23 protein-coding genes are annotated in these 26,957 nt (G+C 40.9%); 11 read left to right on the plus strand and 12 right to left on the minus strand.

All coding sequences use genetic code 11. The features are described 5' to 3' along the window. Positions 1-8: 8 nt before the first annotated feature. The 3 genes from CHA01nite_RS07165 to CHA01nite_RS07175 all read right to left on the minus strand — a co-directional run bounded on the left by CHA01nite_RS07165 (position 9) and on the right by CHA01nite_RS07175 (position 3,054). Positions 9-926: a YARHG domain-containing protein gene (locus CHA01nite_RS07165; RefSeq protein WP_146940621.1), complete on the minus strand. Its 918-nt coding sequence runs from the start codon at positions 924-926 to the stop codon at positions 9-11. Positions 927-987: 61 nt separating this feature from the next. Then, on the minus strand, positions 988-1,548 hold the full coding sequence (locus CHA01nite_RS07170) for a DUF2306 domain-containing protein (RefSeq protein ID WP_307725981.1): 561 nt from the start codon (positions 1,546-1,548) through the stop codon (positions 988-990). 300 nt (positions 1,549-1,848) lie between these two features. Beyond that, positions 1,849-3,054 carry a BaiN/RdsA family NAD(P)/FAD-dependent oxidoreductase gene (locus CHA01nite_RS07175; RefSeq protein ID WP_146940623.1) on the minus strand — a complete coding sequence of 402 codons (1,206 nt, stop codon included), beginning with the start codon at positions 3,052-3,054 and terminating at the stop codon, positions 1,849-1,851. Between the two features lie 328 nt (positions 3,055-3,382). Between CHA01nite_RS07175 and CHA01nite_RS07180 the strand changes: the two genes are divergently transcribed. From CHA01nite_RS07180 to CHA01nite_RS07190, 3 genes are all read left to right on the plus strand, one after another. Continuing rightward, entirely contained in the window at positions 3,383-3,877 is a 495-nt protein-coding gene (locus CHA01nite_RS07180) for an acyl-CoA thioesterase (protein WP_146940624.1), read from the plus strand. 63 nt (positions 3,878-3,940) lie between these two features. Further along, the gene (gene thiL, locus CHA01nite_RS07185; protein WP_146940625.1) at positions 3,941-5,002 is read left to right on the plus strand and encodes a thiamine-phosphate kinase; all 1,062 of its coding nucleotides are present in this window, start codon (positions 3,941-3,943) and stop codon (positions 5,000-5,002) included. Positions 5,003-5,073: 71 nt separating this feature from the next. Then, positions 5,074-5,679: a hypothetical protein gene (locus CHA01nite_RS07190; protein ID WP_146940626.1), complete on the plus strand. Its 606-nt coding sequence runs from the start codon at positions 5,074-5,076 to the stop codon at positions 5,677-5,679. 62 nt (positions 5,680-5,741) lie between these two features. On the opposite strand, the gene pepT is transcribed toward CHA01nite_RS07190, so the two are convergent. Beyond that, positions 5,742-6,989: a peptidase T gene (gene pepT, locus CHA01nite_RS07195; RefSeq protein ID WP_146940627.1), complete on the minus strand. Its 1,248-nt coding sequence runs from the start codon at positions 6,987-6,989 to the stop codon at positions 5,742-5,744. Positions 6,990-7,177: 188 nt separating this feature from the next. Between pepT and CHA01nite_RS07200 the strand changes: the two genes are divergently transcribed. Beyond that, the gene (locus CHA01nite_RS07200; protein ID WP_146940628.1) at positions 7,178-8,026 is read left to right on the plus strand and encodes a hydroxymethylglutaryl-CoA lyase; all 849 of its coding nucleotides are present in this window, start codon (positions 7,178-7,180) and stop codon (positions 8,024-8,026) included. Positions 8,027-8,063: 37 nt separating this feature from the next. Next, entirely contained in the window at positions 8,064-8,465 is a 402-nt protein-coding gene (locus CHA01nite_RS07205; protein WP_146940629.1) for an OsmC family protein, read from the plus strand. A gap of 161 nt (positions 8,466-8,626) precedes the next feature. Here CHA01nite_RS07205 and CHA01nite_RS07210 read toward each other — a convergent pair whose 3' ends face one another. From CHA01nite_RS07210 to CHA01nite_RS07225, 4 genes are all read right to left on the minus strand, one after another. Beyond that, complete coding sequence (locus CHA01nite_RS07210) at positions 8,627-8,953, minus strand: SUF system Fe-S cluster assembly protein (protein ID WP_146940630.1); 327 nt, start codon at positions 8,951-8,953, stop codon at positions 8,627-8,629. 3 nt (positions 8,954-8,956) lie between these two features. After that, complete coding sequence (locus tag CHA01nite_RS07215; RefSeq protein WP_146940631.1) at positions 8,957-9,661, minus strand: 3'-5' exonuclease; 705 nt, start codon at positions 9,659-9,661, stop codon at positions 8,957-8,959. A 12-nt stretch (positions 9,662-9,673) separates the two neighbouring features. After that, complete coding sequence (locus CHA01nite_RS07220; protein ID WP_146940632.1) at positions 9,674-10,021, minus strand: tRNA-binding protein; 348 nt, start codon at positions 10,019-10,021, stop codon at positions 9,674-9,676. Positions 10,022-10,199: 178 nt separating this feature from the next. After that, positions 10,200-11,129 carry a DUF3078 domain-containing protein gene (locus tag CHA01nite_RS07225; protein ID WP_146940633.1) on the minus strand — a complete coding sequence of 310 codons (930 nt, stop codon included), beginning with the start codon at positions 11,127-11,129 and terminating at the stop codon, positions 10,200-10,202. 269 nt (positions 11,130-11,398) lie between these two features. On the opposite strand from CHA01nite_RS07225, the gene CHA01nite_RS07230 reads away from it, so the two are divergent. The 3 genes from CHA01nite_RS07230 (at position 11,399) to gdhA (ending at position 15,335) form a co-directional block, all read left to right on the plus strand. After that, a complete protein-coding gene (locus CHA01nite_RS07230; protein WP_146940634.1) occupies positions 11,399-12,169 on the plus strand; it encodes a rhomboid family intramembrane serine protease in 771 nt (256 codons plus the stop codon). Positions 12,170-12,676: 507 nt separating this feature from the next. Then, entirely contained in the window at positions 12,677-13,786 is a 1,110-nt protein-coding gene (dprA, locus tag CHA01nite_RS07235; RefSeq protein ID WP_146940635.1) for a DNA-processing protein DprA, read from the plus strand. 190 nt (positions 13,787-13,976) lie between these two features. Then, positions 13,977-15,335: an NADP-specific glutamate dehydrogenase gene (gene gdhA / locus CHA01nite_RS07240; RefSeq protein ID WP_146940636.1), complete on the plus strand. Its 1,359-nt coding sequence runs from the start codon at positions 13,977-13,979 to the stop codon at positions 15,333-15,335. 201 nt (positions 15,336-15,536) lie between these two features. On the opposite strand, the gene CHA01nite_RS07245 is transcribed toward gdhA, so the two are convergent. The 4 genes from CHA01nite_RS07245 to CHA01nite_RS07260 all read right to left on the minus strand — a co-directional run bounded on the left by CHA01nite_RS07245 (position 15,537) and on the right by CHA01nite_RS07260 (position 17,916). Continuing rightward, positions 15,537-15,812 carry a hypothetical protein gene (locus CHA01nite_RS07245; RefSeq protein WP_146940637.1) on the minus strand — a complete coding sequence of 92 codons (276 nt, stop codon included), beginning with the start codon at positions 15,810-15,812 and terminating at the stop codon, positions 15,537-15,539. A 182-nt stretch (positions 15,813-15,994) separates the two neighbouring features. Then, positions 15,995-16,339, minus strand: a complete 345-nt coding sequence (locus CHA01nite_RS07250; RefSeq protein ID WP_146940638.1) for a hypothetical protein — start codon at positions 16,337-16,339, stop codon at positions 15,995-15,997. Between the two features lie 116 nt (positions 16,340-16,455). Continuing rightward, complete coding sequence (locus CHA01nite_RS07255) at positions 16,456-16,944, minus strand: YkgJ family cysteine cluster protein (protein ID WP_146940639.1); 489 nt, start codon at positions 16,942-16,944, stop codon at positions 16,456-16,458. After that, positions 16,945-17,916, minus strand: a complete 972-nt coding sequence (locus tag CHA01nite_RS07260; RefSeq protein WP_146940640.1) for an ion channel — start codon at positions 17,914-17,916, stop codon at positions 16,945-16,947. A gap of 469 nt (positions 17,917-18,385) precedes the next feature. On the opposite strand from CHA01nite_RS07260, the gene CHA01nite_RS07265 reads away from it, so the two are divergent. From CHA01nite_RS07265 to CHA01nite_RS07275, 3 genes are all read left to right on the plus strand, one after another. After that, complete coding sequence (locus CHA01nite_RS07265; RefSeq protein ID WP_146940641.1) at positions 18,386-21,064, plus strand: pyocin knob domain-containing protein; 2,679 nt, start codon at positions 18,386-18,388, stop codon at positions 21,062-21,064. A 305-nt stretch (positions 21,065-21,369) separates the two neighbouring features. Further along, positions 21,370-25,680: a hypothetical protein gene (locus CHA01nite_RS07270; RefSeq protein ID WP_146940642.1), complete on the plus strand. Its 4,311-nt coding sequence runs from the start codon at positions 21,370-21,372 to the stop codon at positions 25,678-25,680. A gap of 75 nt (positions 25,681-25,755) precedes the next feature. Further along, on the plus strand, positions 25,756-26,957 hold a 1,202-nt coding region (locus tag CHA01nite_RS07275; protein WP_146940643.1), incomplete at its 3' end, for a hypothetical protein.

Raw genomic sequence — 26,957 nt, forward strand, 5'->3', positions numbered from 1 at the left:
ACACAGAATTACCGCCCGAAGCTGTCATATTTATCCTCTGCATATTTAATGAAGCGGTTCAGTAAGGCCACATTCTCCTTTTCCAGAGGCGTCAGCTCTTTATCGACATTATTGGAAACGGGGATATACCAATCGGTCTGTTCAAAGAAATTCCGGTAAGTCTGCTTTTTAAATGCATAGCCATGTCTCGCAAAGACGGCATTTTTAATGATTTCCAGATCCAGCTTCCTGAGGTTTTTAAGATCTTTCTCCGTGAGTTTCTGTCTGGAAGCATTGATTTTAAATACGGCACCGGAAGCAATCCTGTTCTTGGAAGCCATATACGTTTCGGTTTTTCCGGTTTCTTCATCGGTATACTTTTCTGCGAAATCCTTAGGGTTTTCCCAATCAATGAGGTCGCTGTTTTCGCTCAGCATAAAGTTCGGGTTGTAAACGAATTCTTTTTTGGCCAGCTTCAGGGTTTTGTACGGTGCTTTTACAGCTGATGCCTTGAAGGCACTCCATTTTCCGGTAAGGCTGTCTTTCTCGAGTCTGACTTCAAATCTTCCGTCGCTTTTATCATTACCCGGTTCGTCCAGGATAAAAGATTTCGTGGTTTCATTGAAAACGCCGCGGAAAGGACGCTGGTTGCCATTGACGATGCTTTGCCCGTAAACGCTGTCTTTGGTAATCCTATTGATTTTCAGGGAAAGCTTCTTGTAAACATCACCTTCATATTCTTCGCCGGTCTCCGGGGTGATCATTTCTTTTCCGGCAAAGTCGCCCATATAAATGCCATAGTATTCTTTATGGACTTCCGGAGCAACAACACTGTCTTTTTTAACGGAAACTTTATTTTGGACCAAGCCGGTTTCTTCTGTTTCTTTTTTACAGCCCGCTAAAGCAAGAATAAGCAGGAATAACGTAGGGAATTTTAAATTTTTCATGGGTGATCTGATGTGATTTTAATGGAATTAAAGATCGTGAAATAATGGAAATGAAAAAAGGCTACAGGTATTTTTTTGCAATTAAATATTCAACCAGCAGGATATTCGGGATCCACCCGAGCCAGGCGATGATCCGGTAGACTTCCATCGGACCCGGATGGAAAATGGAGACCAGTATTACTTTCCACATTCTCAGGGTAATGGCGGATAAGGTAAAGGCAAAGCTCCGCCACATCCATTGTTTGTGGGCATTAAATTTTTTCTGCCGGGCCAGGCTATACGCTTTGAAAGTCGAAAACCACCACAAACCGCCCAAAAGGACAAATGAAACTTTGGAATATAACCCGCCATTGGCAAAGATTCCCATATAGATCCCGGAAGGTGCAGCTAAGATCAGGATCAGGAAAATATTAATCTTCCCTGAATTCCGGTGAAATTTTTTTATCCCGAAATCTTTTCTGAGAATGGCTGAAAATCCGCTGAGCAATACGAAAATGCTGGTATAGACATGGGTATAGAAGAAATAAAGGTATTCCGGCCGTTCCGCAACTTCCGTCTGCTTGATCATCAGGAAACTGACCTCTTTTTTTACCGGAATATATTCCAGTGTAATTTCAAGCATCAGCCAAAAGAAATACCCGAACCCCAGAATTAAGAGGAGCTTTATGAGGTTTAATGTATTTCTTTTAATTGAAAGCATGGAACTTTAAACACAAATTTCGCAAATTTTCTCAACTAATATTCACAAATGATAAATATTCGTTTAAACTATTCGTATTTAGATTACCTTAATCTTAGGTTTTAAAATGAAATTTTAAATACCAATATTATAAATCTTTGCAAATAAATGGTGTTATTCGTGAAAATACTTGTGCCATTTGTGTTTAAATTATACCAATTGATAATATTCTTGTAAGTTATATTAAGCATTCACATTGAGATCCTGCGCGATCAGCCAGCCTTCGCTCCAGCAGGCCTGGAAATTAAATCCTCCGGTTACCGCATCGATATTCAGCACTTCTCCGGCGATGTAGAAATTCGGTAAGATCTTGGAAGCCATGTTTTTAAAGTTGATTTCCTTTAAATCGACTCCTCCGGCGGTGACGAATTCATCTTTAAATGTCGATTTTCCGGTCACCTGGAATCTCTTCCGGCATAAGTTTCCGATGATGGCCTGCATTTCTCTTCCGGAGAGATTCGCCACCTGCTTGTTGAGGTCTATTTTGGAGACTTCCAGGATCCGCTGCCAGAAACGGTTGGTGATTTCAAAAATTTTCGACTGCCCGACGGTCTTCTTCGGATTCGACTGCCTGAATTGCTGGAACCGCTCTTCCGCATCCTCAGGATCTGTGGAAATGAAATTCACTTCAATTTCAAAATGGTACTTCACCTTTGCCAGGGTGATTGCTTCCCAGGCGGAGATTTTCAGGATCGCCGGCCCCGAAAGTCCCCAGTGGGTAATCAGCAAGGGCCCGGTTTCTTCAGTTTTAAGTTTCGGAATAGAAGTTTCCGCCATTTCGAAGCTCGTTCCGGCAAGGTCTTTCAGCAATTCATCTTTGATGTTGAAGGTAAAAAGGGAAGGGACCAGATCCACAATTTGATGTCCCAGGTTTTCAATCATTTTCAGGGATTTCGGCGAACTTCCGGTTGTATAAACCACCACATCAGCTTCAAAATCCCCAAGGCTTGTTCTTACTAAATATTTTCCGTCAAGCTTTTCGATTTCCTTTACGGAACATTTGGTTTTTACCTCCACCTTTTTTCTTTTGGTTTCATCCAGCATGGCGTTGATGATGCTCTGTGAAGAATTGCTTTCCGGAAAAACACGGTTGTCGTTTTCTATTTTTAGAGCCACCTTCCGCTGATCAAACCAGTCCATGGTGTCTCCCGGCTGGAATTTGGTAAAAACACTGAGCAGTTCCTTGTTTCCGCGAGGGTAAAACTGCACCAGTTCCCGGGGATCAAAGCAGGCGTGGGTGACGTTGCACCTGCCGCCGCCTGAAACCTTTACTTTCTGCAGGACATCCGAATTCTGCTCAAGAATAGTGATCTTGTATTTTGTTTCGTCCAGGTTGGCCGCACAGAAAAATCCGGCAGCACCGCCTCCGATAATGATGATTCGTTTCATAGTTCGTTAATCTTATGCTCAAGATTATTTTTGCAAAACTACAATTTTTATAAACCATCTTATTTAAGTAATTTTGGAGAATGTAATTTTCCGGTTATAGCCGGGAAATTATGAACCACAAAAGTCCCAAAAGCTTTTTGTAAACACATGAGGCACATTAGAGTTTATTCTTCTGGTGGCTGAGCGGAGTCGAAGCCCGCATATTTTAGATCAAAGAAGAAGAAAATCAAAGATTTTCAAAAACTAATGCTCAACGTATTGCCAAAAGACGACTAAAGCTTGATAACATTTGTGGTAAATTATAAGTTCATATTTAAAACAAAATTAAATGATATTCTACCATACCTTCGAAGTGCGCTGGAGCGATCTGGATGCCAATAAGCATCTGGCCAATTCATCTTATGTGCAGTACTGTGCCCAGTCGAGAATGGCTTTTATGACCAAAGAAAAAATGGGGGTTACCCAGCTCAGCCGATGGGGCATCGGGCCGGTGATCCTGCACGAAAGATATTCGTTTTTTAAAGAAATCTATGCCGATCAGACGGTGATCGTAAGCCTGGAAATCGATGGATGTGCAGAGGATTCCTCGATCTACCGTTTTGTCCATAAGTTTTATACACCCGACGGCGAACACTGTGCAACAGCAGAAGCTACCGGTGTATGGATCGACATGATGCTCAGAAAAATGACGACCCCGCCGGATGATGTGGTGGAAGCCATGAACAAATACAAATCTCCTGAAACGGCAGTGCTGACCCGGGAAGATTTCAAAAACCTGCCGTTCCGCCCGGAAAATATTGATCCGGCAGTGTTTACGGTTTAAGGTTTTTGGTTTAAAGTTTAAAATTACCCACTACTTATTACTCATTATTTATAAATAGAAGATATGTTTGAAGATAAAAATCCTGAACTGACACCGATTTCCAAACTGGGAGAATTCGGACTGATCAAGCACCTGACCCAGTTTTTTCCTCTGGCCAATGATTCGTCGGAACTTGGGGTAGGAGATGATGCAGCGGTGATTAATCCTGAAGGGAAAAAAGTAGTGCTTACGACCGATGTGCTGGCGGAAGGCGTGCATTTCAATCTCGGATACGTTCCGTTGAAGCATTTGGGGTACAAAGCGGTGGTGGTCAACCTTAGCGATATTGCCGCGATGAATGCCACCCCTAGCCAGATCCTGGTTTCCCTGGCGGTATCCAACCGTTTTCCGGTAGAAGCGCTTGAAGAAATCTATTCCGGAATACAGGCGGCGTGCGGAAGGTATAAAGTCGACTTAATTGGCGGAGATACAACGAGTTCCAATGCCGGTCTGGTGATGAGCATTACGGCTGTAGGAATTGAAAATGAAGATAATATTGTTAAAAGAAGCACTGCAAAACCGAATGACCTGCTGGTCGTTACCGGTGATCTTGGGGGTGCTTACATGGGACTTCAGATCCTGGAAAGAGAACATGCGGTGTTCCTGGCCGACCCGAATATGCAGCCGGAAATGGAAGGCTACGATTATATCCTGGAAAGACAGCTTAAACCGGAAGCCAGAACGGATGTAAAAGGCATCCTGGAACAGCTTGATATCAAACCGACTTCCATGATCGATGTTTCGGATGGTCTGGCTTCGGAAATCCTTCATCTTTCGGACCAGTCGGAGGTAGGTTTCAGGCTGTATGAAGAGAAAATCCCGATGGATAACCTCACGATCACTACCGCGGATGAATTTAATTTGAACCCGGTGATGTCTGCTTTAAGCGGAGGTGAAGACTACGAGCTTCTGTTTACCATTTCCCCGAATGATTTCGATAAGATTAAAAACCATCCGGACTTTACCATCATCGGCCATGCCGTTGCCAAAGAAGACGGCAACTTTATGGTGGCAAGAGGTTCCAACCAATTGGTGGCATTAACGGCACAGGGCTGGGATGCTTTTTTAGGAAATCAGCAAGGTTAATAGAATAATCAATTTTAAAATAATAAACCACTGCTTTTGTAGTGGTTTTTACTTAATTGCAAAAATAATTAATGAACAGGCCCATAAAAATTATAATAAATGGTGTTGATGTACTTCCTTATGTCTTTATAATATTAATTATAGGAGGTTATATTGTGCTTTTATTAGCAGACAAAGGTTTCATTCCTCTAAAACGAACGGAAACAATGATGGTGATTTATTGTAGCTTTTACTTATTACCGGTTTTTAATTATTTTAAAATAATTCATCCTCCGAAAGGAATTAGTTTTGATGATTTAATTTCTACTGCAGATATCAGAACACCAAGTTTTAGTTATAAAGGCATAGTAAGTAGTGTAAAAACAATCAGTTATGTTAAGTTTTATTTTTCCGAAGATACTGCTTACCTATATATGCGAAGTATGATCAAAATTTATGAGGGTCCTATTTCTATCAAATCTTTAAAAAATAGTCAAGCAGGAAATTTTCACATTACCAACTTTACAAAAATCAATAATACTGAGATAAAATTTGGGGTAGAATCTCTTACCGGTACAACCTCTTATCATGTTTCAATGAATAATATTTCAGAAAAGGACCTTTTGCTGTTAAAAGAAAATTTTGGTAAAATGGGATATGAATTGAATGAAATTAATAATACTAAAAAGGTTTTATAAACAGCTAAAAACAAAAAATCCAACTTGGTTAAGTTGGATTTTTAATATTTAATTGAGGCTTTTTAAGCTTTGGCAATATTCAGAATCACCTCCATGGCTTTCTCCATGCTTTCGAGGGCTACATACTCATAAGGTCCGTGGAAGTTGATCCCGCCGGCGAAAATATTCGGGCAGGGCAGTCCCATGTAGGAGAGCTGGGCGCCGTCGGTTCCTCCGCGGATAGCTTTGATCTTCGGTTCGATTCCCGCTTCTTTCATCGCTTTGGCTGCAAGATCCACGATGTGCATTTTGCCTTCGAACTGCTGTTTCATATTCCGGTACTGCTCTTTAATTTCAATTTCAGCAGTCCCTTCCCCGTGCTTCTGATTGAATTCGGCAATCTTTTCTTCCATGAATTTCTTCCTGGCTTCAAATTGAGCGGCATCATGGTCACGGATGATGTATTGCAGTTTCGCTTCGGAAATATCGGCGTTCAGGTCCATCAGATGATAGAACCCGTCAAATCCTTTCGTCGTGGCCGGGGTTTCGCTGGCCGGAAGCATCTGGACAAATTCGGAAGCCAGCAAGGCGGCATTTACCATTTTTCCGTAGGCATATCCCGGATGAACGCTCAGTCCGTGGATTTTTACCACAGCGCCTGCCGCGTTGAAGTTTTCATATTCCAGTTCGCCGACTTCGCCGCCGTCCATGGTATAGGCAAATTCTGCCCCGAATTTTGCCACATCAAATTTGTGGGCCCCTCTTCCGATTTCTTCATCCGGCGTAAAGCCTACGGCAATTCTTCCGTGTTTGATCTCAGGGTGAGCCATAAGGTATTCCGCTGCCGTAACGATTTCCGCACAGCCGGCTTTATCGTCAGCTCCCAGGAGGGTATTTCCGTCGGTAGTAATCAATGTCTGGCCGATGTATTTTTTTAAGCTTTCAAACTTGGATGGTGATAACGTGAATCCCGTGGTCCGGTTCAGGACCAGGTCATTTCCGTCATAATTTTCCCAAACCTGCGGCTTTACGTTTTCCCCGCTGAAATCCGGCGACGTATCGTAATGGGAAATAAATCCGATAGTCGGCTGGTTGTCATTGTCAAGGTTGGAAGGGACATAGCCCATAATATAACCGTTATCATCAATCGATACATTTTCAAGGCCGATCGTTCTCAGTTCTTCCGTAATGTACCGGGCGATATCCCACTGCCTTTCGGTAGACGGAGTGGTTTCGCTTTCGGCATCACTGGTTGAATATATTTTTACATAATTCAGAAAACGGTTCAGCAGCTTTTCTTTCCACAAAGGGTTGAATTCTATTGCGCTCATTATTGGTATAAATTTCCCGTAAAGTTAGCAAATTTGAGGCTCAGAATCTCTTATTTGTACTTCAGAATAAGATGTTGAAGCCGGGTATTTGGTGTAAGTAGTTGAAATTCAATTTTGTATAATGGTTGATGATATCTTTCCGGAACTTGTTTAGTTTTATTATATTTGAGAAAATCTAAAAGTAAAACATGTTTCTTACTGAATGTCCGCGTGATGCAATGCAGGGGTGGGGAGAATTTATCCCGACTGATCAAAAAATAGATTATATCAATTCTCTGATGGATGTGGGATTCGATGTTCTGGATTGCCTGAGCTTCGTTTCTCCGAAAGCCATTCCGCAGATGGCCGATTCTGCGGAAGTGGCTGAGAATATCGACAAGTCCCGTTCCAATACCAAGGTTTCCGCAATTGTTGCCAATTACCGGGGCGCAGAGAAAGCCCTGAAACACCAGTCGGTAGATATCATCGGTTTTCCGTTTTCCATTTCCGAGACTTTCCAGCACCGGAATACCAATAAAAGCCAGGAAGAAGCTTTTAATGAAATCATCAGGATGCTGGAGCTGGTAGACAAGGAAAACAGGCAGCTGAATATATATTTCTCAATGGCCTTCGGAAACCCTTACGGTGAAATGTGGAAATGGGAAGAGGTGGATTTCTGGGCGCAACGGTTTTCAGAAATAGGAGTTAAAGACATCTTATTATCTGATACAACGGGAGTTGCAACGCCGGAATCCATCTCGCTGCTGTTTGAGAAGATTCCTTCAAAATATCCCGGGATCAATTTCGGGGCGCATTTCCATAACCGCTATGAAGATTCTTATTCTAAATTAAAAGCGGCCTATGATCAGGGCTGTAAGAGATTCGACAGTGCGATTAAAGGAATAGGAGGATGCCCGATGGCGAAAGACGACCTCGTGGGCAATATGCCGACGGAACAGGTAATTAATTTCATGAGTGTAGAGAAGGCTGATCATAAGCTGAATCTCCTGAATTTCGAAAGCTCGTACAATAAAGCAAAGGATATTTTTCATTTTTAAACAAAATTTTTCCTAGCTTTAATTAAAATTAAATAAAATGACTTCAAAAATCACATATATCGGCGATTTAAGATGTTCGGCAGAGCACTTACAATCCGGAACGGTTATCGAAAGCGATGCGCCGACGGATAACCACGGGAAAGGTGAAAAGTTTTCTCCCACGGATCTCTGTGCCACTTCTTTAGCCGAATGCGCACTAACCACCATTGCGATTTTAGGGAAAGAAAAAAACATCAATATCGATGGGGCATACTGCAATCTTCAGAAAATCATGAAAGGTGAGCCGAGGAGAATCGGTGAAATTGTCTGCAATTTTATTTTTCCGGATTCCTATTCCGATAAAGAAAAAGCTTTTATCGAGCAGACGGCCCATAATTGTCCGGTGGCGAAAAGCCTTCATCCGGAATTGGTACAGACGATGATTTTCATCTACCGGTAAAAATTAAGACGGAGGAATTTTCTGCGGATTTCTATTGTAAAAATGAGAATGCCATCCATCGTATCATCTTCCGAATGTGGCAAAGAGCAGAAGAAAAATAGTAAATGAACCTAATAATAAAGGCTGCCAAACTTGGCAGCCTTATTTATCTTTAGTACGGTTTAAAGCATTCCAAGCTCGAACTTGGCTTCTTCGCTCATCATGTCTTTGTGCCAGCTCGGCTCAAAAGTGAGTTCCAGATCCACGCTTTTTACATTTTCCACTTCAGCTACCTTGTCCTTTACTTCCTGAGGAAGGGTTTCTGCAACAGGGCAGTTGGGGGTCGTGAGGGTCATAATGATTTTAACGTCTGCTTCATCGGAAATCTGAACATCATAAACCAATCCCAATTCGTAAATATCCACCGGAATTTCTGGGTCATAAACGGTTTTCAGGACACCGATGATTTCCTCACCGATATCAGCAACCTGATCGTCTGTAAATTTCATTTTTTAATCTAAATTGATGTACCTTTTCAACAAATCTTCCTGACGCATGCGCCGGAAAACATTTGCCAAAGTTAATACATCTTTTTCACAATAGTCCACAATTCTTTGCAAGTCTTTCTCTATGTAGTAAATTGATGAAACCATTGAGCCGTCGATGTCGTCCTTCGGGGTCGGAATTCCAAAAACATGGGCCAGCAGTTCCAGGGAGACAAAACTTTTATAATCCCCGAACTTCCAGAGTTCCATGGTATCGATGTGCTGGATTTCCCAGGGCTTTTTCCCGAACATCTGAAATGGGGTTGGCGGCATCATCCCGTTGATCAGGTATCTTCTGGCGATCCACGGAAAATCGAATTCCTTCCCGTTGTGTGCACAGAGGATCACTTCGCGGAGCCTCTGGCTGTTGAAGATTTCGCCGAATTCCAGCAACAGCTTCTTTTCGTCGTCTCCGGCAAAGCTTTTGATCTTCAGGGTGTCGTTTTTTTCCAGCATGCCGATGGTGATGCAGATAATTTTACCGAATTCCGCCATAATTCCGGCTCTTTCTTCATAGAATTCTCCTGCTGTTACTTCGTCTTTTCTTTGAAAGCGGGTCTTCTTATCCCACAGCATCTTTTCCGCCTCAGACAGTTCTTCCCATAAGCCAAAGCCGGGAATGGTTTCAATATCAAGGAATAAGACTTTTTCTAAAGGAATTTTATGTATCATTTTGTGTTGTGTTTAGCCGACCTGCATTCCGTCTTCTGTAGGTAAGGATGTTGTTAAAAGCGTAACGTCTTTCTTGTCCTCGCCGTACACTCCGAGCACCAGGCATTCGCTGAAAAAATTCGCAATCTGCTTTTTTGGAAAATTCACGACCGCAAGCACCTGCTGCCCGATCAGTTCTTCTTTCTGGTAGAGTGAGGTGATCTGTGCAGAAGACTTTCTAATGCCCAGCGACCCAAAGTCTATTTCCAGCTGGTAAGACGGATTTCTTGCTTTCTCAAAGTCGCTGGCGGAAATAATCGTTCCGCAGCGGATATCTATTTTTTCAAAATCGTTCCAGGTAATTTCCGGTTTTATGTTCATCTTAACAGGTGGTTTGGTATTTGGTTTTCAGATCTGATTTAAATGAGGCTTTATGCCATCCGTCATTAAAAGGTGCGGCCTGCCAGATTCATCAGGAATATGCCTTTAACAAATGTATTAAAAATCTGGAAAAGCTGTTACTATCCTGAAACCGCCTGTGATTTATTCTTTATCAATTCTATTTTTTAATCCACCACTGGCTGTCTTTCCGGTCGGAACGTTTTACACCGTTGTTCAATGTATAGGCAAAGCCTACTCCAAGTGTCTGTTTGAGCTGGGTCTTCTGGATCTGGTTGTGGTCATACATTAAATCCACCGTAATGTTGGAGGAAATGAATTTATTAACTTTCAGATTAAGAACCATTCCATAGGCCAGGACCAGCCTTTCCGGATGATCCAGATAATTGGAGAAAACAGAGGCGGTATTGGTCACATTGATGTTTTCCATCAGTTTTACTTTATAATAAGCGGTTCCCAGGAAACCGTACTGAAGAATAGAAGAATCTCCATCGGCTTTTAAGCCATAAGTACCTGCCAGCTGCAGGTCTTTGTCCAGAACAAAAGCCCATCGGGCATTGCTGGGGCGAAGCGTTACATTGATGTTGTCATTCGGACGGTAGGTGATCCCCATCCCGACGTTAAGATAGCCGGGCGCCATAAAGTTGGATATCTTTTTTGCATCGGGATTATTGCCGTCTTCATATCCGGCAGAAAACTGGGAAATCAATCCGGCACCTACCGAAAGGTACCAGCCTTTGGAAAATTTCCTGCCGTAGTTGGTGGAAACGTTAATTACATCCTGGGTTTTCCGGACGCCGACTCCTTTCGTATCATTCTGTCCGTAATTCAGGAGGATGATATTTTCCCAGAGGTCTTTGTCTTTTTCATAGGTAAGGTTATAATCCAGTGCGGCAAGCCATCCTACATTGTTGGCACCTCCGCCCACCCAGTTGGAGAATGCTGCCTGATTGATCATGACGGATTGTTTTCCGACCACCGACCAGTGCTTTACGGTATCTTTCACAACAGCTGCTGTATCAATAATTACGACCTGTGCACCGGCAAAAATACCGAGACCTAATGAGAGCATCAATAAAAACTTCTTCATGACTTCACAATTTTATTTTAAAAAATGATGTACAAAAATATTAAATATAAATTTGACCGTCCGTGAATTAAGCAATTGCCGGCAGACCGGTTCTGTATTTTAATGTTTTTTTAAGGTGGCTTACTGCTGTAAATGGCAGGATAAAAGGCTGGATTTCCGGAAAGTGGGCGAAATGCTTACTTTTTGGCTGAAATATATCTGCTGCGGGATCATTCGTCGACAAATTTTCCGAAATTTATCATTGGCTTTTCATTTGACATAGAACCTGTATGTTTAAAAACAATGTAATTTCCAAAAGGGCTGTTATCAACCCGTTGCTGATGCTTTCGGCCATGTGGCTGGGCTATTTCTTACAGTTGCACGGCTTTTTTGCAAGTTGCTTCGGAGCGATTATTCCTTTATTGCCGGAGGGCCTTTTGGGAATTATTACGTCTCCGCTTCTACACGGAAGCCTGGACCACATCATCGGCAATTCGATTCCTATGGTGGTGCTGATGTTCCTGCTGTACGAATTTTATCCGCTGGTCGCCAATAAAGTTTTTGTTATCGGCTGGCTGGCGACGGGGCTTCTGGTATGGCTCCTTCCGCCGATCGATATTATGACGGGTGATTATCTTTATACGTGTACCATCGGAGCAAGCGGGGTAGTCTATGTGCTGGCCTTTTTTCTTTTTTTCAGCGGGGTTTTTAAATGGAATGTAAAACTGCTGACGATTTCCCTACTGGTGGTGCTGTATTATGGAAGCCTCATTTGGGGCATGCTGCCTGAGGAACTGTTCTCCAACCTTCAGGAACCAAGCAGGATTTCCTGGCAGGCACACCTTGCCGGGGCCATTGTAGGGATGATCCTTGCCTTTATGTTCAAGAAGGTAGGGGAGAGGAAAAGAAAATACATCTGGGAATTTCCAAACTATTACAGTGAAAAAGACGATAAGCTATGGCAGGAATACAAGGAAAACCATCCTGAAGACTTTCTGGAGCTGCCTTATAAAAAGAAAGACGACATCTGGGACCGGCTGGATGAGCTGAGACGAAAATAATTATTGACGTAAACCCGAAGTAGAATTCGGATGAAAAGGCGGGAAGAGAGATACCGGATGCCGGAAATTTCTTCTGTGAAAAACAGGACCAAAGTTTCTGATGATCAAACTGTATTTTTGATCATTCTACCAAAAGTCATTCTATCTAGAATCCTGAATAAAACCGCCTTAATTATATTTTAATTAAATAAGAGACTGTATATAAATTGAAAACAATTAAATTGGTATTATCTTAAAGTCCTGAAAGGACGGCTTATTACAGGATAGGATAAGATCCTATCGGAAGTATGAATCATTGATTTATCCTACGAAGAATCTTTTGAATTTATTAAATATTTGATTGTAAGTTGAATATAGGCGAATTCAAGTTAATTTTAATAGCGACTGCATTCTATTTAATTTAAAACAAATATTTTAAAACCAGTACTAGAATAAAATTAGAGCATATCCCTATTTAAAGCTGGACAGATTTTAAAAATTTTTCTACATTTGTAAAAAACAGCACAAATGTATTCTGAAGAGCACCTTTATTCCATTGCGTTGCGCGAATCCAGCCTGATCGGCGATATCAATTTCCATAAGCTTGTGCGTACTTTCGGGAGTGCAAAGGCGGCATGGGAAAATGCGAGGAAAGAATACAGAAAACTTGACGGATTCGGCAAAAAAATGATTTCCGATATTGAAAATCCCGAGCACCTGAAATTTGCAGAACGGGAGCTGAAATTCTGCGAAACCCATCAGATCAGAATCAATGTAAGGCATCTCGACGGCCTTCCTGCTTTACTGAAGGAGTGTGATGATGCGCCGGCGATTTTATATCAAAAAGGAGACCTGGATCACTTCCTACAGAAAATAAGCATCGTCGGAACCCGGAATATCACCGCTTACGGAAAACAGTTCATCCACGATTTTTTTGAAGAAACGAAATCCTGCCCCTTTATATCGGTAAGCGGTCTGGCCTTGGGGGTGGATAAGGAAGTACATGAGCAGTCTCTTCATCATCATATCCCCACTGTAGGGGTTTTGGCCCATGGATTTCATACGCTCTATCCCTCTAAAAATAAAAAGCTTGCTGAAAAAATCCTGGAAGAAGGCGGTTCATTACTGACGGAGTTCAATTCATCCAGAAAGCCGGACCGCGAAAATTTCATCCAGCGGAACCGGATCGTGGCAGGAATTTCCCCGGCAACCATCGTGGTGGAAACGGCATTTGGCGGAGGTTCCGTCAGTACGGCTACTTATGCCAATGTGTACAACCGCGAAGTCTATGCCCTGCCCGGGAAAATTACCGATAAACAGAGCCAGGGATGCAATCATCTTATTTTTCAGCATAAGGCTTCGGCCATTTCTACCGTAAAAGACCTTGTGAATGAGCTTGGACTGAACAGGCCCAAGACAAAAACGGAAGAACTTTTTCCATACAGTGAAATTACCATTCAATTTACCGGAAATCAAAAAGCCGTCTTTGATGCCATTTTCGAAAATCCCCATATTACCTTGGATGACCTCGCGGATAAAATCAACCTTTCTTCGCATAAGATTTTGCCGGTAATTCTGGAATTGGAACTTTTGGGGAAAGTAAAATCGTTTTCAGGGAGACAATTTCTGGCAATCTGATATTTAATGATTTCTTAATATTGCATCAGATCACACCTAACATTTAATTTTTAATAATAATTGTATTGATGTTATTGATTTAATAATATTTCGGGACATTATTATTCAATTTTTAACAATGTTTAAATAAGGTATTGCGAATTTTGAAAAAAAAATTAAATTTGTTGACAATAATATTCAACCCAACTATATGGAACAATATAATATTGACCAGAAAATTCAAGAATTTATAGCTAAAATTGAGGCGAAAAATCCTAACGAGCCGGAATTTTTACAGGCGGTAAAAGAAGTTGCCGTTACGGTAATCCCGTTCATCATGACGAAGAAGGAATACACGGGCATGAAGCTTCTGGAAAGAATGGCGGAAGCTGAAAGAATTATCATCTTCAGAGTTCCATGGGTTGACGATAAAGGAGAAATCCAGGTAAACAGGGGATTCAGAATCCAGATGAACTCTGCAATCGGTCCATACAAGGGGGGAATCCGTTTCCATCCTACGGTAAACCTTTCCGTTCTTAAATTCCTGGCTTTCGAGCAGGTGTTTAAAAACTCGCTTACCACACTTCCGATGGGCGGAGGAAAAGGAGGTTCCGATTTTGATCCGCAAGGAAAATCCGATATGGAAGTGATGCGTTTCTGCCAGGCATTCATGACCGAACTTTGCAAGCACATCGGTCCTGAGACCGACGTTCCTGCAGGAGACATCGGGGTAGGTGCCAGAGAAATCGGGTATTTATTCGGACAGTACAAGAAAATCAGAAACGAATTCACGGGTGTTCTTACCGGAAAAGGCCTTGCTTACGGAGGATCCCTGATCCGTCCTGAAGCTACGGGGTACGGAGTGGTATACTTCGCGGAGCAGATGCTGAAAACCATCGGGCAGACCTTCAAAGATAAAGTGGTAACGGTTTCAGGGTTCGGAAACGTAGCCTGGGGGGTGATCAAGAAAGTAAACGAATTGGGCGGAAAAGTGGTAACGCTTTCCGGGCCGGACGGATACGTTTATGATAAAGACGGAATCGACGGAGAAAAAATCGATTATCTGTTAGAGCTGAGAGCTTCAGGAAACAACAGGGCAGAAGATTATGTGAAGAAGTATCCAGGTGCTGAATTCTTTGCCGGAAAACGTCCCTGGGAAGTGAAGTGTGATGTAGCCATCCCTTCTGCCACCCAAAACGAGCTGGATCTTGAAGACGCCAGATTATTGGTGGAAAACGGTTGTGTCTGTGTAACGGAAGCAGCCAACATGCCTTCTACGCTGGATGCCATCAACTATTTCCTGGATAACAAAGTACTGTTCTCTCCGGGTAAAGCTTCCAATGCCGGAGGGGTAGCCACTTCAGGACTGGAAATGACGCAAAACTCCATCCGTCTGAACTGGACTTCCGAAGAAGTGGACGCCAGACTGAAAGAAATCATGATCGGAATCCACAAAGCCTGCCGAGACTACGGAAAAGAGGAAGACGGCTATGTAAATTATGTTAAAGGCGCCAACATCGCCGGCTTCGTAAAAGTAGCAGAAGCCATGCTTGCTCAGGGAGTGGTATAAAATATAAAGGTTGGGAAAATTCCCGGCCTTTTTTCATATAACCTGTTCCCGGGGTTTATAAATGGGATAAAAGTAAAAAAGTGAAAGGAGAAAGCGTTGAATCAGTTCAACGCTTTTTTTTATGGGCTATAATGCGAATTTAATAAGCTAAAAAACAGGACAAAAAAAATCCTGAAAAAATTTCAGGATCCGGTATTTTGCTTATCGATTATTTTTCTTTTTCATTTTCCGATCGGTTTTCATACCGTCTTTGTTTTTCCAGCTGGCCGTGTCGGTTTTCGATTTATCCCAATCATGGTTGGTTGTTCCGTTGGTGGTATTCATCCCGTTGGAATTGTTCATAGTCCCGGTTCCCATATTCCCATTGTTCCGGGTCGTATCACGGGTCGTGTCCATTCTTTTCTGTGGAGTGGTCTGTGCAGAGGCGGTAATGGTACCGAAAGCTACGAAAGCTGCTGCTAAAATTAAATTTTTCATAAAAGTACTGTTTAAATTTGGTGATATGAGGTTATGTGCAACTATCGTACAAAGTGGTAGGTGTAAATTATCTTTTAACTTGATTTATAACTAATTATGATAAATTACATTTTGGGTATCATAAAAAAATTCCGGAATGCTGGATTCCGGAATTCATTTCTGATTGTTTTGAATTTAAATATTTACTGCGACTTTTTCTTTCTGGTTTTCTTCTCTTCTATAATAGTTGCGGATTTGGTGGTATCTGCTGCGATGTCTGCATTAACATCGGTTGTAGCCTTGGTATTGCTCGGATTATCAGCTGCGGTAGCCTCGACATTTTCCGTGGCTCCGGTATTCCCGTTAGGAACGGCCTGCGAAGAAGTCGTACCTAAATTGGAATTGGTCCGGGAATTCTGTTGCAGTTGGCCGCCCTGCAGGTTTGTTGAATTCCGGGTCTGGTTTTGCATAGTGTTCATAGTGTTCCCTGTCTGAGCCGATAAAGTTCCGGCAATGGCCAATGCAGTGGTTAAAACTAACTTTTTCATGATGTAATATTTTAAATGGTTGTTTGAATAAAACGCTTCCATTTTACGGAATATTATATCTGAAACTTTTATTTAACGGACTTTATTATTACTTAAGACCTTTTTAGAATTACAGTCTACTTTGCCAAATTCTTCATAATTCTTTCAACAAACTCATAAGCAGCAGGACAGATGACGGTGTTTTTGATCATCAGGTCATTAATCTGGTAAATTTTCTTCCGGTCGGTATGGGGATATTCCCTGCATGCTTTCGGGCGTACGTCGTAGATCGAACAGGTATTGTCTTCATTAAGGAAAAAGCACGGAAGGTTCTGCAAAACTTTATCATGGTCTTCATCCACCCGGAGGAATTTGGCTTCAAAATCGGCCGGTTTCATCCGGAGGTGTCTGGCAATCCGTTCAATATCTTTTTCGGTATAAAGTGGTCCTGTTGTTTTGCAGCAATTCGCGCACTGCAGGCAGTCGATGCGCTCAAAAACATCTTCGTGGGTTTCCTGGACTGTATAATCGAGGTTTTTAGGCGGCTTCTTTTTCAGTCCGTCGAGAAATTTTTTATGCTCTTTCTGTTTTTGTAAAGCCTGCTTTTTATAGAATTCCGGATCCATTTATTGTTGTTCTTCCTTAGATGCAGGAAGGTCTGCTTTTTTATAATCGTTAATTTTATCCAGATCCAGAACCGTGGAAAGATTCTGTTTATCCGGATAATACATCGGTTCAAACCGTGCACCATAGACAATTTCCCGGGTTACATATGATGCCCGTTGTACCACTGTATTTGAAAACACTTCGTCAAAGGCACGGAGATGAACGATGATTTCAATATCCGTATTTTTAAAGTCGTCTTCCGAAAACCCGTAAAACGGAGATTCTTCATCGATGGCATGCACAACGGTCCAGTTCAGCGCCAGTGTATTGATTTTGCTCAGCTGGGTCTTCAGCTGGTAAAATTTACTTCTTGGGCTTCCGTCTTCCATAACTTCAATCGCTGCCGAAACAATTACGTCGGCATCGGTCAGTGAATTGTTTTTAAAAGGGGCCAGCCTGAACATTAAAGCCGAAATTCCTTTGAAGGGGGCGATCACGGCAATATCGGAAAATTTAAGATAAGCCCTGGGCCGGGAAAACCTTCCGTAAAAAAGTCCTGTTGCAATGGCAAAGGTAAGCAATCCCAGGAAAGCTTCAAAAGTGGCCACCAGGCTTGCGGTAAAACCCACCGGTGCAATTCTTCCGTATCCGACCGTCGTAAAGGTCTGCGAACTGAAGAAAAAGACATCGATAAATTCATTGACGGGATTGCTTTTGTCGATTCCCGTTAAATGTTCTACGCCGATGAGGTAATAAATAAAGGCAAAGAAAATATTCACCAGAATATAGGCAATCACCAGATAGGAAAGGAACTGAAAGGTGGACAGGTCCAGCATGGTGTGATACCAGCTGAACCGGTTGAAAATATTCATGCCTTTCCGGCTTACATTCGGCAATCCGTTTTTCTTGATAAACCTTCCTGAAGCATTGTCCCCGAAACCGCTGTTTTCCGAATTCTTCTGCTGAATTTTTTCTTTAAATCCTCTGGCCATTGCTATAAATATCGTACGTTTTTAGTTTTTCCAGACCTGCTGTTCCGGTCTTATTTTTTAATTGATCCCGTATGCAAAGATAAGATATTGTGGGAGTGGGAATGATAAAAAAATATCATTACATTTTTAATTCCGTTTCATTAAGTTTTACAGAATTACATCAAAATCAGTAATCTAAAATCTGTAAAAATATCCCTTTGTTTTGAAATATTCATAAGGATTTAGAACCCTGATTCAAAAATCGAAGAAAAAATCAACTTTTTTTAAATAAAATTTTTAATGCGACGAGTTTTGACGTTGTGCCGTTAGATATTTGCATAAAGAAAGGAAAATGCAGACAAAAGGCAAAATTTAAGGTGGACATCCGTTAGCCGGACACCACCTTAAAAAATAAGGCTAAAACCGGAAGTATTCTACTAAAAAGAACTTCCCACTTTAATCTTAAAAACCAAAACAAAAATAATAAAAAATGTCAACAAATGAAAATACGCCCATCTCGGGGCAATTCTGGGACTGGATGCAGTCGTACTGGCATAGCAACAGGGATTTTCCGCCTGCTCATCCGGACTGGAAGAAAAAAGCAGACCTGGTAGACGGAAAGGTTCCGGCCGGCCAGCTTCCCAGCTACGTGGATGATGTGCTGGAATTTGATTCCTACCCAAGTCTACCCCAGCCCGGCGAAAAAGGGAAAATATACATTACGACGAAAGACAACAAACAATTCCGGTGGGGCGGCTCGGCTTATATTGAGATGAATTCCGGCGAAAAAGTAGGAAGTAAAATCATTAACGGTTCTTATAATGCCAATGATTTAAGTACAAATTCGATTACGTACGGGTATAGTGTTGCCAATGCACCTTCAACCGTCGGGGCACATAGTTTTACTGTCTTGAATTTGGATACCACAAATCCTGATTACAAAATGCAATTAGGTTTTGATGGTGATACCAATGAAATGTTCAGTAGGATTAAATCTAATGGGAATTGGACTGATTGGTCTAAATATGCCACTTCATTGCAATTGAGAAATATGGTCACTACAGATACAGACCAAAATGTCACAGGAACAAAAAGTTATATAAATAGCAGTGGTAATTCATCTTTATATAATAATAAACTTCATGTAAAAGGAACTAACGGTTCTAAAGCTGGAATCAGTTTCTGGTCAAATGATGTAGGACAACTATTATACTGGGATACTGGATTTCATTTTAAAAATCAATTTGATAGTGCTTATCAATTTGCAAAAGCATCTGCTTTTATAAAGGATGGTTCAGATAATAGTTATGTACTGTTAGGAGGCGGAGGACATAAGCCTGTTTCAGAATTTGTATCCTCTGCTGATTTTAGTGTAGTTCACAAATTTGACCAAAGTGGGGGGATTAATAATGGTTCTGATACAAGATCAAATAAATCATGGTTTGATTATAATTGGGCAGGTACAGGGATGGCAGGGTCAGTTATTAATTTTTCTGGATTAACCGGCAATTATAATGTTGAATTATTTGCACATTATGGTTCAAGTAGTACTATTGGATTTAGAACGAAAAATGGAGATACTGGTTACTGGGGTAATCCTCAATTGTTTTGGCATAATGGAAATTTCAATCCTGATAGTAAAATATCTACATCACATCCTGCTAATGGAATAACTCAAAATTACTTAAATGGCTGGCTTACGTATTACGGTTATACTGATACAAGGAAATTAAGTCCTGATCTTATTAAAGTAGGGAAACTTCAATTTGGTTTCACTTCTTGGAATAATGATGGTGGTAATACTTCTCTGTGGGCAGACTTTTTACATTTTGGTGGTTACTCAGATGCATCCGGAGGTAATCAAAATTTAATTGCATTTAGTAAAAATGGTTTCGGATTAAGACAGTGGCAGGGCAGTTTCCAAAGTCCTGCAGCTTATCAATCTTTTGTTGATTATTGGCATACAGGAAATGTTAATCCTGTTAGAATAAATTCAGGAAATATAATTTATTTAGCTTGGACAAACTCTAATGAATTATCGTTACAGGTTGATAATAATGTAATTGGTAATTTATGGCATACTGGAAATATAGAAGATTACCATCAATATGGTTTAGGGCGAATAAATGCCAATATACTAACTGATCTCAATACTTATTCAGCATCCAAAACTGGCTTTTATTCGATAAATCTATCATCAAACAGTCCATATAGTTACGGTACTGTAATAAAGGTAATGAGAGCGGCTGAAGAGGGTACAGAAATCGCTACGAGTGTGTGGGGTGATGGATTATCTTTTAGAGGATATGTAGGAAGTTCTTATACTCCCTGGAGAGAAGTCTGGCATTCAGGGAATTTAAATCCAGTTACATTAGATACCCCACAAACCATTGTTCATCAAAAAACTTTTAATCAAGGTATTGGTTTAAGTTCAGGACAAAAAATTAATCTTGCCGGCTATGGAGATCCTGCACATTATATTAAACGATTTGATGATGATACCGATGGTTTTGGTATTTCTACAGGATTTGCCGTGAAACCATATAATGACAGCTCTAAAAATTTACTTTTGGTTGACGGTTCCGGAACCTACGTAAATGGCAACAGGGTATGGGATGTGGGCAATTTCAATCCCGGATGGAAAGCTGAGCGGGAAAACAATGCGGTGGGAATCGGATTTGAAGGAGGGAATATTGAAAATCCATACATGAAGCATAATGCAGGGGCTGCTTATTTAGCGACAAAAAACTGGATCACCAGCAGCTTTATTCCTAAAACCCATCCTGTAGCCGGCATCGGTCAATCTCAAATCAATGGATGGAACAACTCGATCTCCCAATCATCTGCCTCTGAAGAGGTCATCCTGGAAGACGATATCCTAACCATTCAGCCTGACGAATTCTCCTTGAAAGGAAGCGGTTCTTATGATGTTGGCAGCAGAAAGAAACTGGTGCATGTGCTGTTCAGAGAAGGAAAAGAAGTAAACATCAGGGAGCTGGTAAGAAGGCAGACCATGGTTGTTTTCAACTTCAGCAAAGATCCGGTTAGCCTGAATATTCAAGGGCTCAAGTCTTATGCGTTGTCTCCCGGAATGCAGGTAACTTTATATACCAGTGATCAGGGAGAAGTTTTAATATACAATGAAACCGGCTTTAAAAAATTGCAATAAATCGGAAAAAAAATTTTAATGCGTCAAGTTCTGTCGTCGGCGCAGAATATCTTTGTTTCAGAAATAAAAAAACACATAGCAAAGCCTTATTAATTTTTAAATCTTTAAAAATTCAGCATTCATCAATGCCGGACAGCTGGAATTATGTCTAAAAATATAAAAAACAAAACGGTCATGAAAAGAAAAATCGGGAAGGAAGGTGGATAGCGGAGCCGGAACCACCTTAAAAAACAGGGCTGCAAAACCGGAACCGACCCTAATAAAAAGGGCTTTTCCCATTTAATCTTAAAAACCAAAATAAAAAAATGTCTACAACCGATTTAAATACAAACAACAGTTCACAGACGCTGTTCAGGTTTGCTACCATGAGAAACCCGGAACTGTCTGACCCTAAAAACAAAGAAAGAAGATTTATTTTCAGGGATAAAACGTCCCGTGATAACAGCTTGATCGACAGTAATCTCAGTGCATCAACCTCTTTGCAGAAGCTTTTGCAAAATCCGGGCAGTATTTCCGGATTCAATATACTGACGGAAGAGGATATCAAAAGCGGGTACGCCCCTTTTTACGAATATGCCGTATGGGTGGCCAGAAATAAGGCGACCGCAACAAAAGAAGAGTTTGATCAGAAAATCAAAGCCTGCAAAACAGCCAACGGGATTCCCAATGTAAATTTTAAAATCTGGGACAACCTCGTCTATCAGGTGGTTACCCAAAAAGATTTCTATGCCAAGGAACTGATTATGCAGATGCTGCATCTGTATCATATCCTTTCCGTATACGATTTCACGGAAGAGGTTTATCTAGATGTGGTAAAGGCCAAAGTCGTATTGCCGAAAGAGCTTTTCAAAGCGGCACCGTCAGGGGTTACCAATACATCAGGAAGTACCACGACACAACGGACCATATACAATGACAAAGCCATGAAATTTGCACAGGCGACCGTCAATCTGAAAGCGAATGAAGCACTTGCTGATGCTCTTGCAAAACTGGAAAAAACGTACAAAAAGCAGTATGAGGAAGCTTATAAAAAAGCCTACGCAGATTATCAGAACGAAGTATTGCCTCTTCAGAAACAGCTTCGTAAAGAAACATCGGCGGCGGACAATAAGAAACAGATTCTTGAAAACCGGATCAATTACCTTACGCAGCTGAGCGTGGCCGATCCGGAGAAGTTTTATGCCAACAGCGAACTGGATATGGAGCTTCACCGGATTAAGGATGAAATTCTGAATATTCCTGTGAGTGAAGTGGAAATTCCGGATTTCAACTTTACCTACGATGCTGAAATCAATGCGTCAGCGATAGAGAGGGCCTTAAGCGATGAAAATAAAAATACGCTGTATAAATTATTCGGTGCTTCAAGTGTATCTTCGGCATTATCGGGAATTTCTACTTTTGATGAAATCAGTCAGGCCCTTGCCCAGAACAACCAGTCTCTGCAGAATACCATCCTTAATAATACGGTTCTGGATCAGGAAACTTTTGCCAACATAGGAGGCGTGATCATCCCGGTAGGAGATTCCATGTCAGGGGATATTCCGTTCAGTGTTAAGACCTTTGCAAGAAATTCTTCGGAACTGAGTATTTTACTCGCGGTAAATAATTCAGGACAGCGCATTTTATCAGGCACTTATAAAGCCCTGATCAACGGGAATGAAATTACGTCTTCCGGTATTTCCACAAATGCAGGCGGGGCAAATATTCTTTTTGATCTCAATCCGAGAATTTCAGGATCACAGACGGCCGTAGTGGAAATGTTCAATCTGCAGGGGAATGTTGTCCTTTCAGATGGCAAACAGTACAGATTTAATGTAACTTTAAACGTTGATCCTGCCAGTATTGATCCTTTAATCAAGCAGCCTGTTTTCAGGGGAAGCTCGGTATTTACATTAAAAGGAACAACGGATACCAATACAAACAGCTGTCTGCCCGTTGCATTAAGAACAAGGTCTTTCCGCAGTTACAATGACAAATGGCTGCTGAGCATGACCCCGCTGGAAACGACCGATTTATTTTCTTCCGTTACGGCTACCTTCCGGGTATTGGATAATAACGGAAACGTTGTCCAATCTTCCACTGAGCTGAAAGTAATTGACGGAGGTGATTATCTGTCCTTGTTTACCGATGGCGTGGTTCCTAAACTTCAGATCACGGATGCTATTAAAGCCGGACTTCAGCTGGAAGGAGAATTTACGCTGAGTAACGGTAAAGTATACACCTGCAGAATTCCGATGACTCCGGACACGGCAGCCGGACTCGATGGGTTTACAAAAACCTACAATTTATCCGGTGATGGGAGAGTGTGCCTGAAACAGTCTAATAACAATGGGAATACCTCAACCTCCACTCCTGTTACCGACGGTGATGTCTTTATTCCTTCCGGTTTCGGGATGAGAAATATCGGAATCGCGGATTATCTGAAAGTTGAGCAAAGCTTACAGGGATATGTAGAAGGAGAGGTTGCCCATATTGAAAACGTAATGGCCCGAGAACGCAGGGAAAAAGCAACGAAAAAAACATCTAAAAGTGAAATCACTACAGTAGAATCTTCTGATTCTGAAAAAGAACAGCTTCGTGATACTTCTTCTACCGAACGTTTTGAAATGCAAAACGAAATTGCCAAAGCCATGCAGCAAACCAAAGATGCCCATGCTGAAGCGCATGTTGACGGATCTTACGGAGGAATTAATTTTGGCGTTTCCGGTGGATTTGCAACGCATAATTCCAAAGAAGAAAATACAAAGCAGGCGATGACCCAGGCAAAGGAAATTACTCAAAAAGCAACGGATAAGATTGTAACCAAAGTCCACAAGGAGCGTACGGAAAAGATGATTGAAGAATTCGAGGAAACCAATATCCACGAATTTGACAACCGAAAAGGTGATAAGCATGTGGTTGGAGTGTACCGGTGGGTAGATAAAGTTTTCAAAAACCAGATTTACAATTACGGTAAAAGAATGATGTTTGAATTTATGATTCCGGAACCTGCAAGAATACACCGATTGGGAATGCAGGTTAAAGGTACGACAAGTGGTCAGCTGATAAAACCTGTGGATCCCAGGGAATCAGATGTCCAAAAACTGGAAAACTTTTCTTCTTTGCAAAACGAAACCACATTAAAATTCTGGTTAAGTAAATATAATGTGGAAGTCGAAGAAAAGCCGATGGAAGAATTTAGTATAAGTAAATCATTCAGCGGGAGGGATTCGAATTTTATGGGCCAGGATGATGGAAAGATCCAGATTGTAAATGGCAACGGAGAGGTTGAACTTCCTGAAGGTTACATCTTGAAAGAGGTAAGTTATGTATTTAATACTTATCCGCATGGTTTTTACGGAGCGCATCAGGCATTTATAACAATTGCAGGAATAGGAGTTACCTGGATTAATAGCATCAATAGTACTCAGGTTAGCGGGACTACCAACAGTTTAAATATAAAAGATAAACTTGAGTTTAGCTTTGCGACCGGTGAAAGCCCTATCATTCAGGGAAGTCTGAAGCTTAATTTAAAGCTTTCTCAAGAATATAAAAATGTTTGGTTACAAAAAACCTTTAATAAAATCATTGAGGCGTATGAGAAAGCCAAAACCAAGTATGAACAGGAGTTAGCTGCTATACAGGCGCAGGGAGTTGAAATTAAAGGATCTAATCCTGGCTTTTACAGGCAGATTGAGAATACGGTTCTCAGAAGAAACTGTATTTCTTATATGATCAATCAGGATCCTTCGGCAGCACTTACTTTTGGAAAAGACAAATATTACAGAACCAACACTTCTGAAGAAAGCTTCCTGAATACTGAAATCAAACTGGATTCTACACTGGATAAATATACGGCCTTCGTGAAGTTTATGGAACAGGCATTTGAGTGGGAAATCATGTCTTATTATTTCTACCCGTACTATTGGGGCAACAGGAACAACTGGGACAAAATGTATCAGTTCGACGATAATGATGCTACTTTCCGGGCCTTTATGCAATCCGGGATGGCAAGGGTCATTGTAACCGTAAGACCGGGATTTGAGGAAGCGGTAAGGCATTTTATGGCGACCGGACAGATCTGGAACGGTGGCGAAGTGCCGGTGATTGATGATAAACTGTTCTTATCCATCGTGGATGAGATGCGCAAAACCGAAGGGGAGAAATATGGTAAAGCATGGCCAAGCAGGGTTCCTACGGCCCTTACCATTCTTCAGGCACAGTCGATCGGGCTGAATGTTACCAAAGCATTGCCTTTCGATGATAACCTCTCGGACTACGAAGATCCGACCAAAGTTCCGCAGTCTTCTCAGATTGTCCCTACTGATGCGCAAATGGGTGTCGGAGAAACACAGAAATTTGGAAATCTTATGGGACATATTGAAGGAGCCGGAGGAGAGGAAGCGAAAATCCTGCTTAAATATCAGGATGGAAGCAATTATACATTTACTTTTTCCAATAAAGAAGGAGATTGGATTATAGAAAAAATTCCTGTTGGAAAATATGAACTTAATATTGATGCTTACGATGTTTTTCCGGAAAATCATTTTATAGTGATAGACGGAGAAAAAAATAGTGAAGTCATCATTAATGAAGGTAATACTAGTGAAATCAATCTGGTATTGAAAAAAATCTAAGTTAATCCTCTTTAGGCTACTAAGCAGTAAATTTACTTTTTGCTGCTTAGTGCCTAAAGCCTAAAACAATGAAATATGGAAGCAAAAATAACAGGTATTCAATTGCTGAAGTTACCTGAAAGTGTACAAAAACAAAGGAAATTTACCCATAGTGTAATTCTCAGTACCCAAAACTTTGATGCCCAAAAACAAAAACTTCTTATATCTGTAGATAACAAGATATCAGAAATTAATCCGAAAACCAAAACATCGGAAATTACAATAAAAGAAAAACCAAAAAATGAATGGCAGACTGTTTTAGTTTCTGCTGAGACTTACCGGGTCAAAGGGCATATTGTTGATGCGGAAACAACAAAGATTTCAGGTTCTGTATTGCAGGAATTTTATCCACAGACCCTTGGAATTCAACATGCAAAAGCGGATGAAATGCATAAAGCCAGTGACGTGATTTTGGGTGATTATAGGGAAATTTCGGAGAAATGGGAAACGGATATACAGGAACATCCTGAAATATTACAGCTGTTCTTTGCAAAACTAAGTATAGAATCGCAAGAAGGCGAAAAACTGAGAAGAAAAATAGAATCTGTAGATACTGCAAAACTGGGGGATGAACTTTATATTGTCTGTAAGACGAAAAATATGCAAGGTAAAAAAGTCAGGGTCTATGTACGTCAGGGCAGACAAGATAGTTTAGTAAGGACAGATGAAAATATAGAAATGTTCATGAATACAGGATTCTCTACCTCTATGGAAATGACCGTAGGTAAAGAGGCTTCTCAGAATCAATACAGCAATTCCGGACAGCTTAAAGATTATGCCTATGGAAAAATAAAACTTATTCCTAAAGAGGCTGTCACAAATTCAGATGAAAATCTTAAAAAGTGGCAGAAGATTTTAAAAAGTGCACAAGATCATCAAACTTTTTTATACATTTATGGCGAATCGGTGGAAGATACCTCTGTATTTTTAAATGATAGTAAAAATGAGGATTTCTTGGTAGTGAAGGAAGATAATATGGAGGAAAAAAAACATGAAGAAAAACGCAAAGAAACTGATAAGCTTGAGAAAGAAAATAAAAAATGCTTTTGTAATAGAGAAATCAAAATAGAAGAAATGATTGGCATAATCTATAATCTAAGAGATAATCAAAAAATGATTTCTAAAAGAGATGTATTTTTTAATATGGGAAGTGAATATATCAAATCAATAAGGATTAGTAAAGGGAAATTAAAAGATGAAAAGAATAAAGCTAAAATAGAAATGTTTACAAATGAATT

Origin of the sequence: Chryseobacterium hagamense (assembly GCF_007991455.1) — a bacterium.
In the GTDB taxonomy this organism is placed as follows: domain Bacteria; phylum Bacteroidota; class Bacteroidia; order Flavobacteriales; family Weeksellaceae; genus Chryseobacterium; species Chryseobacterium hagamense.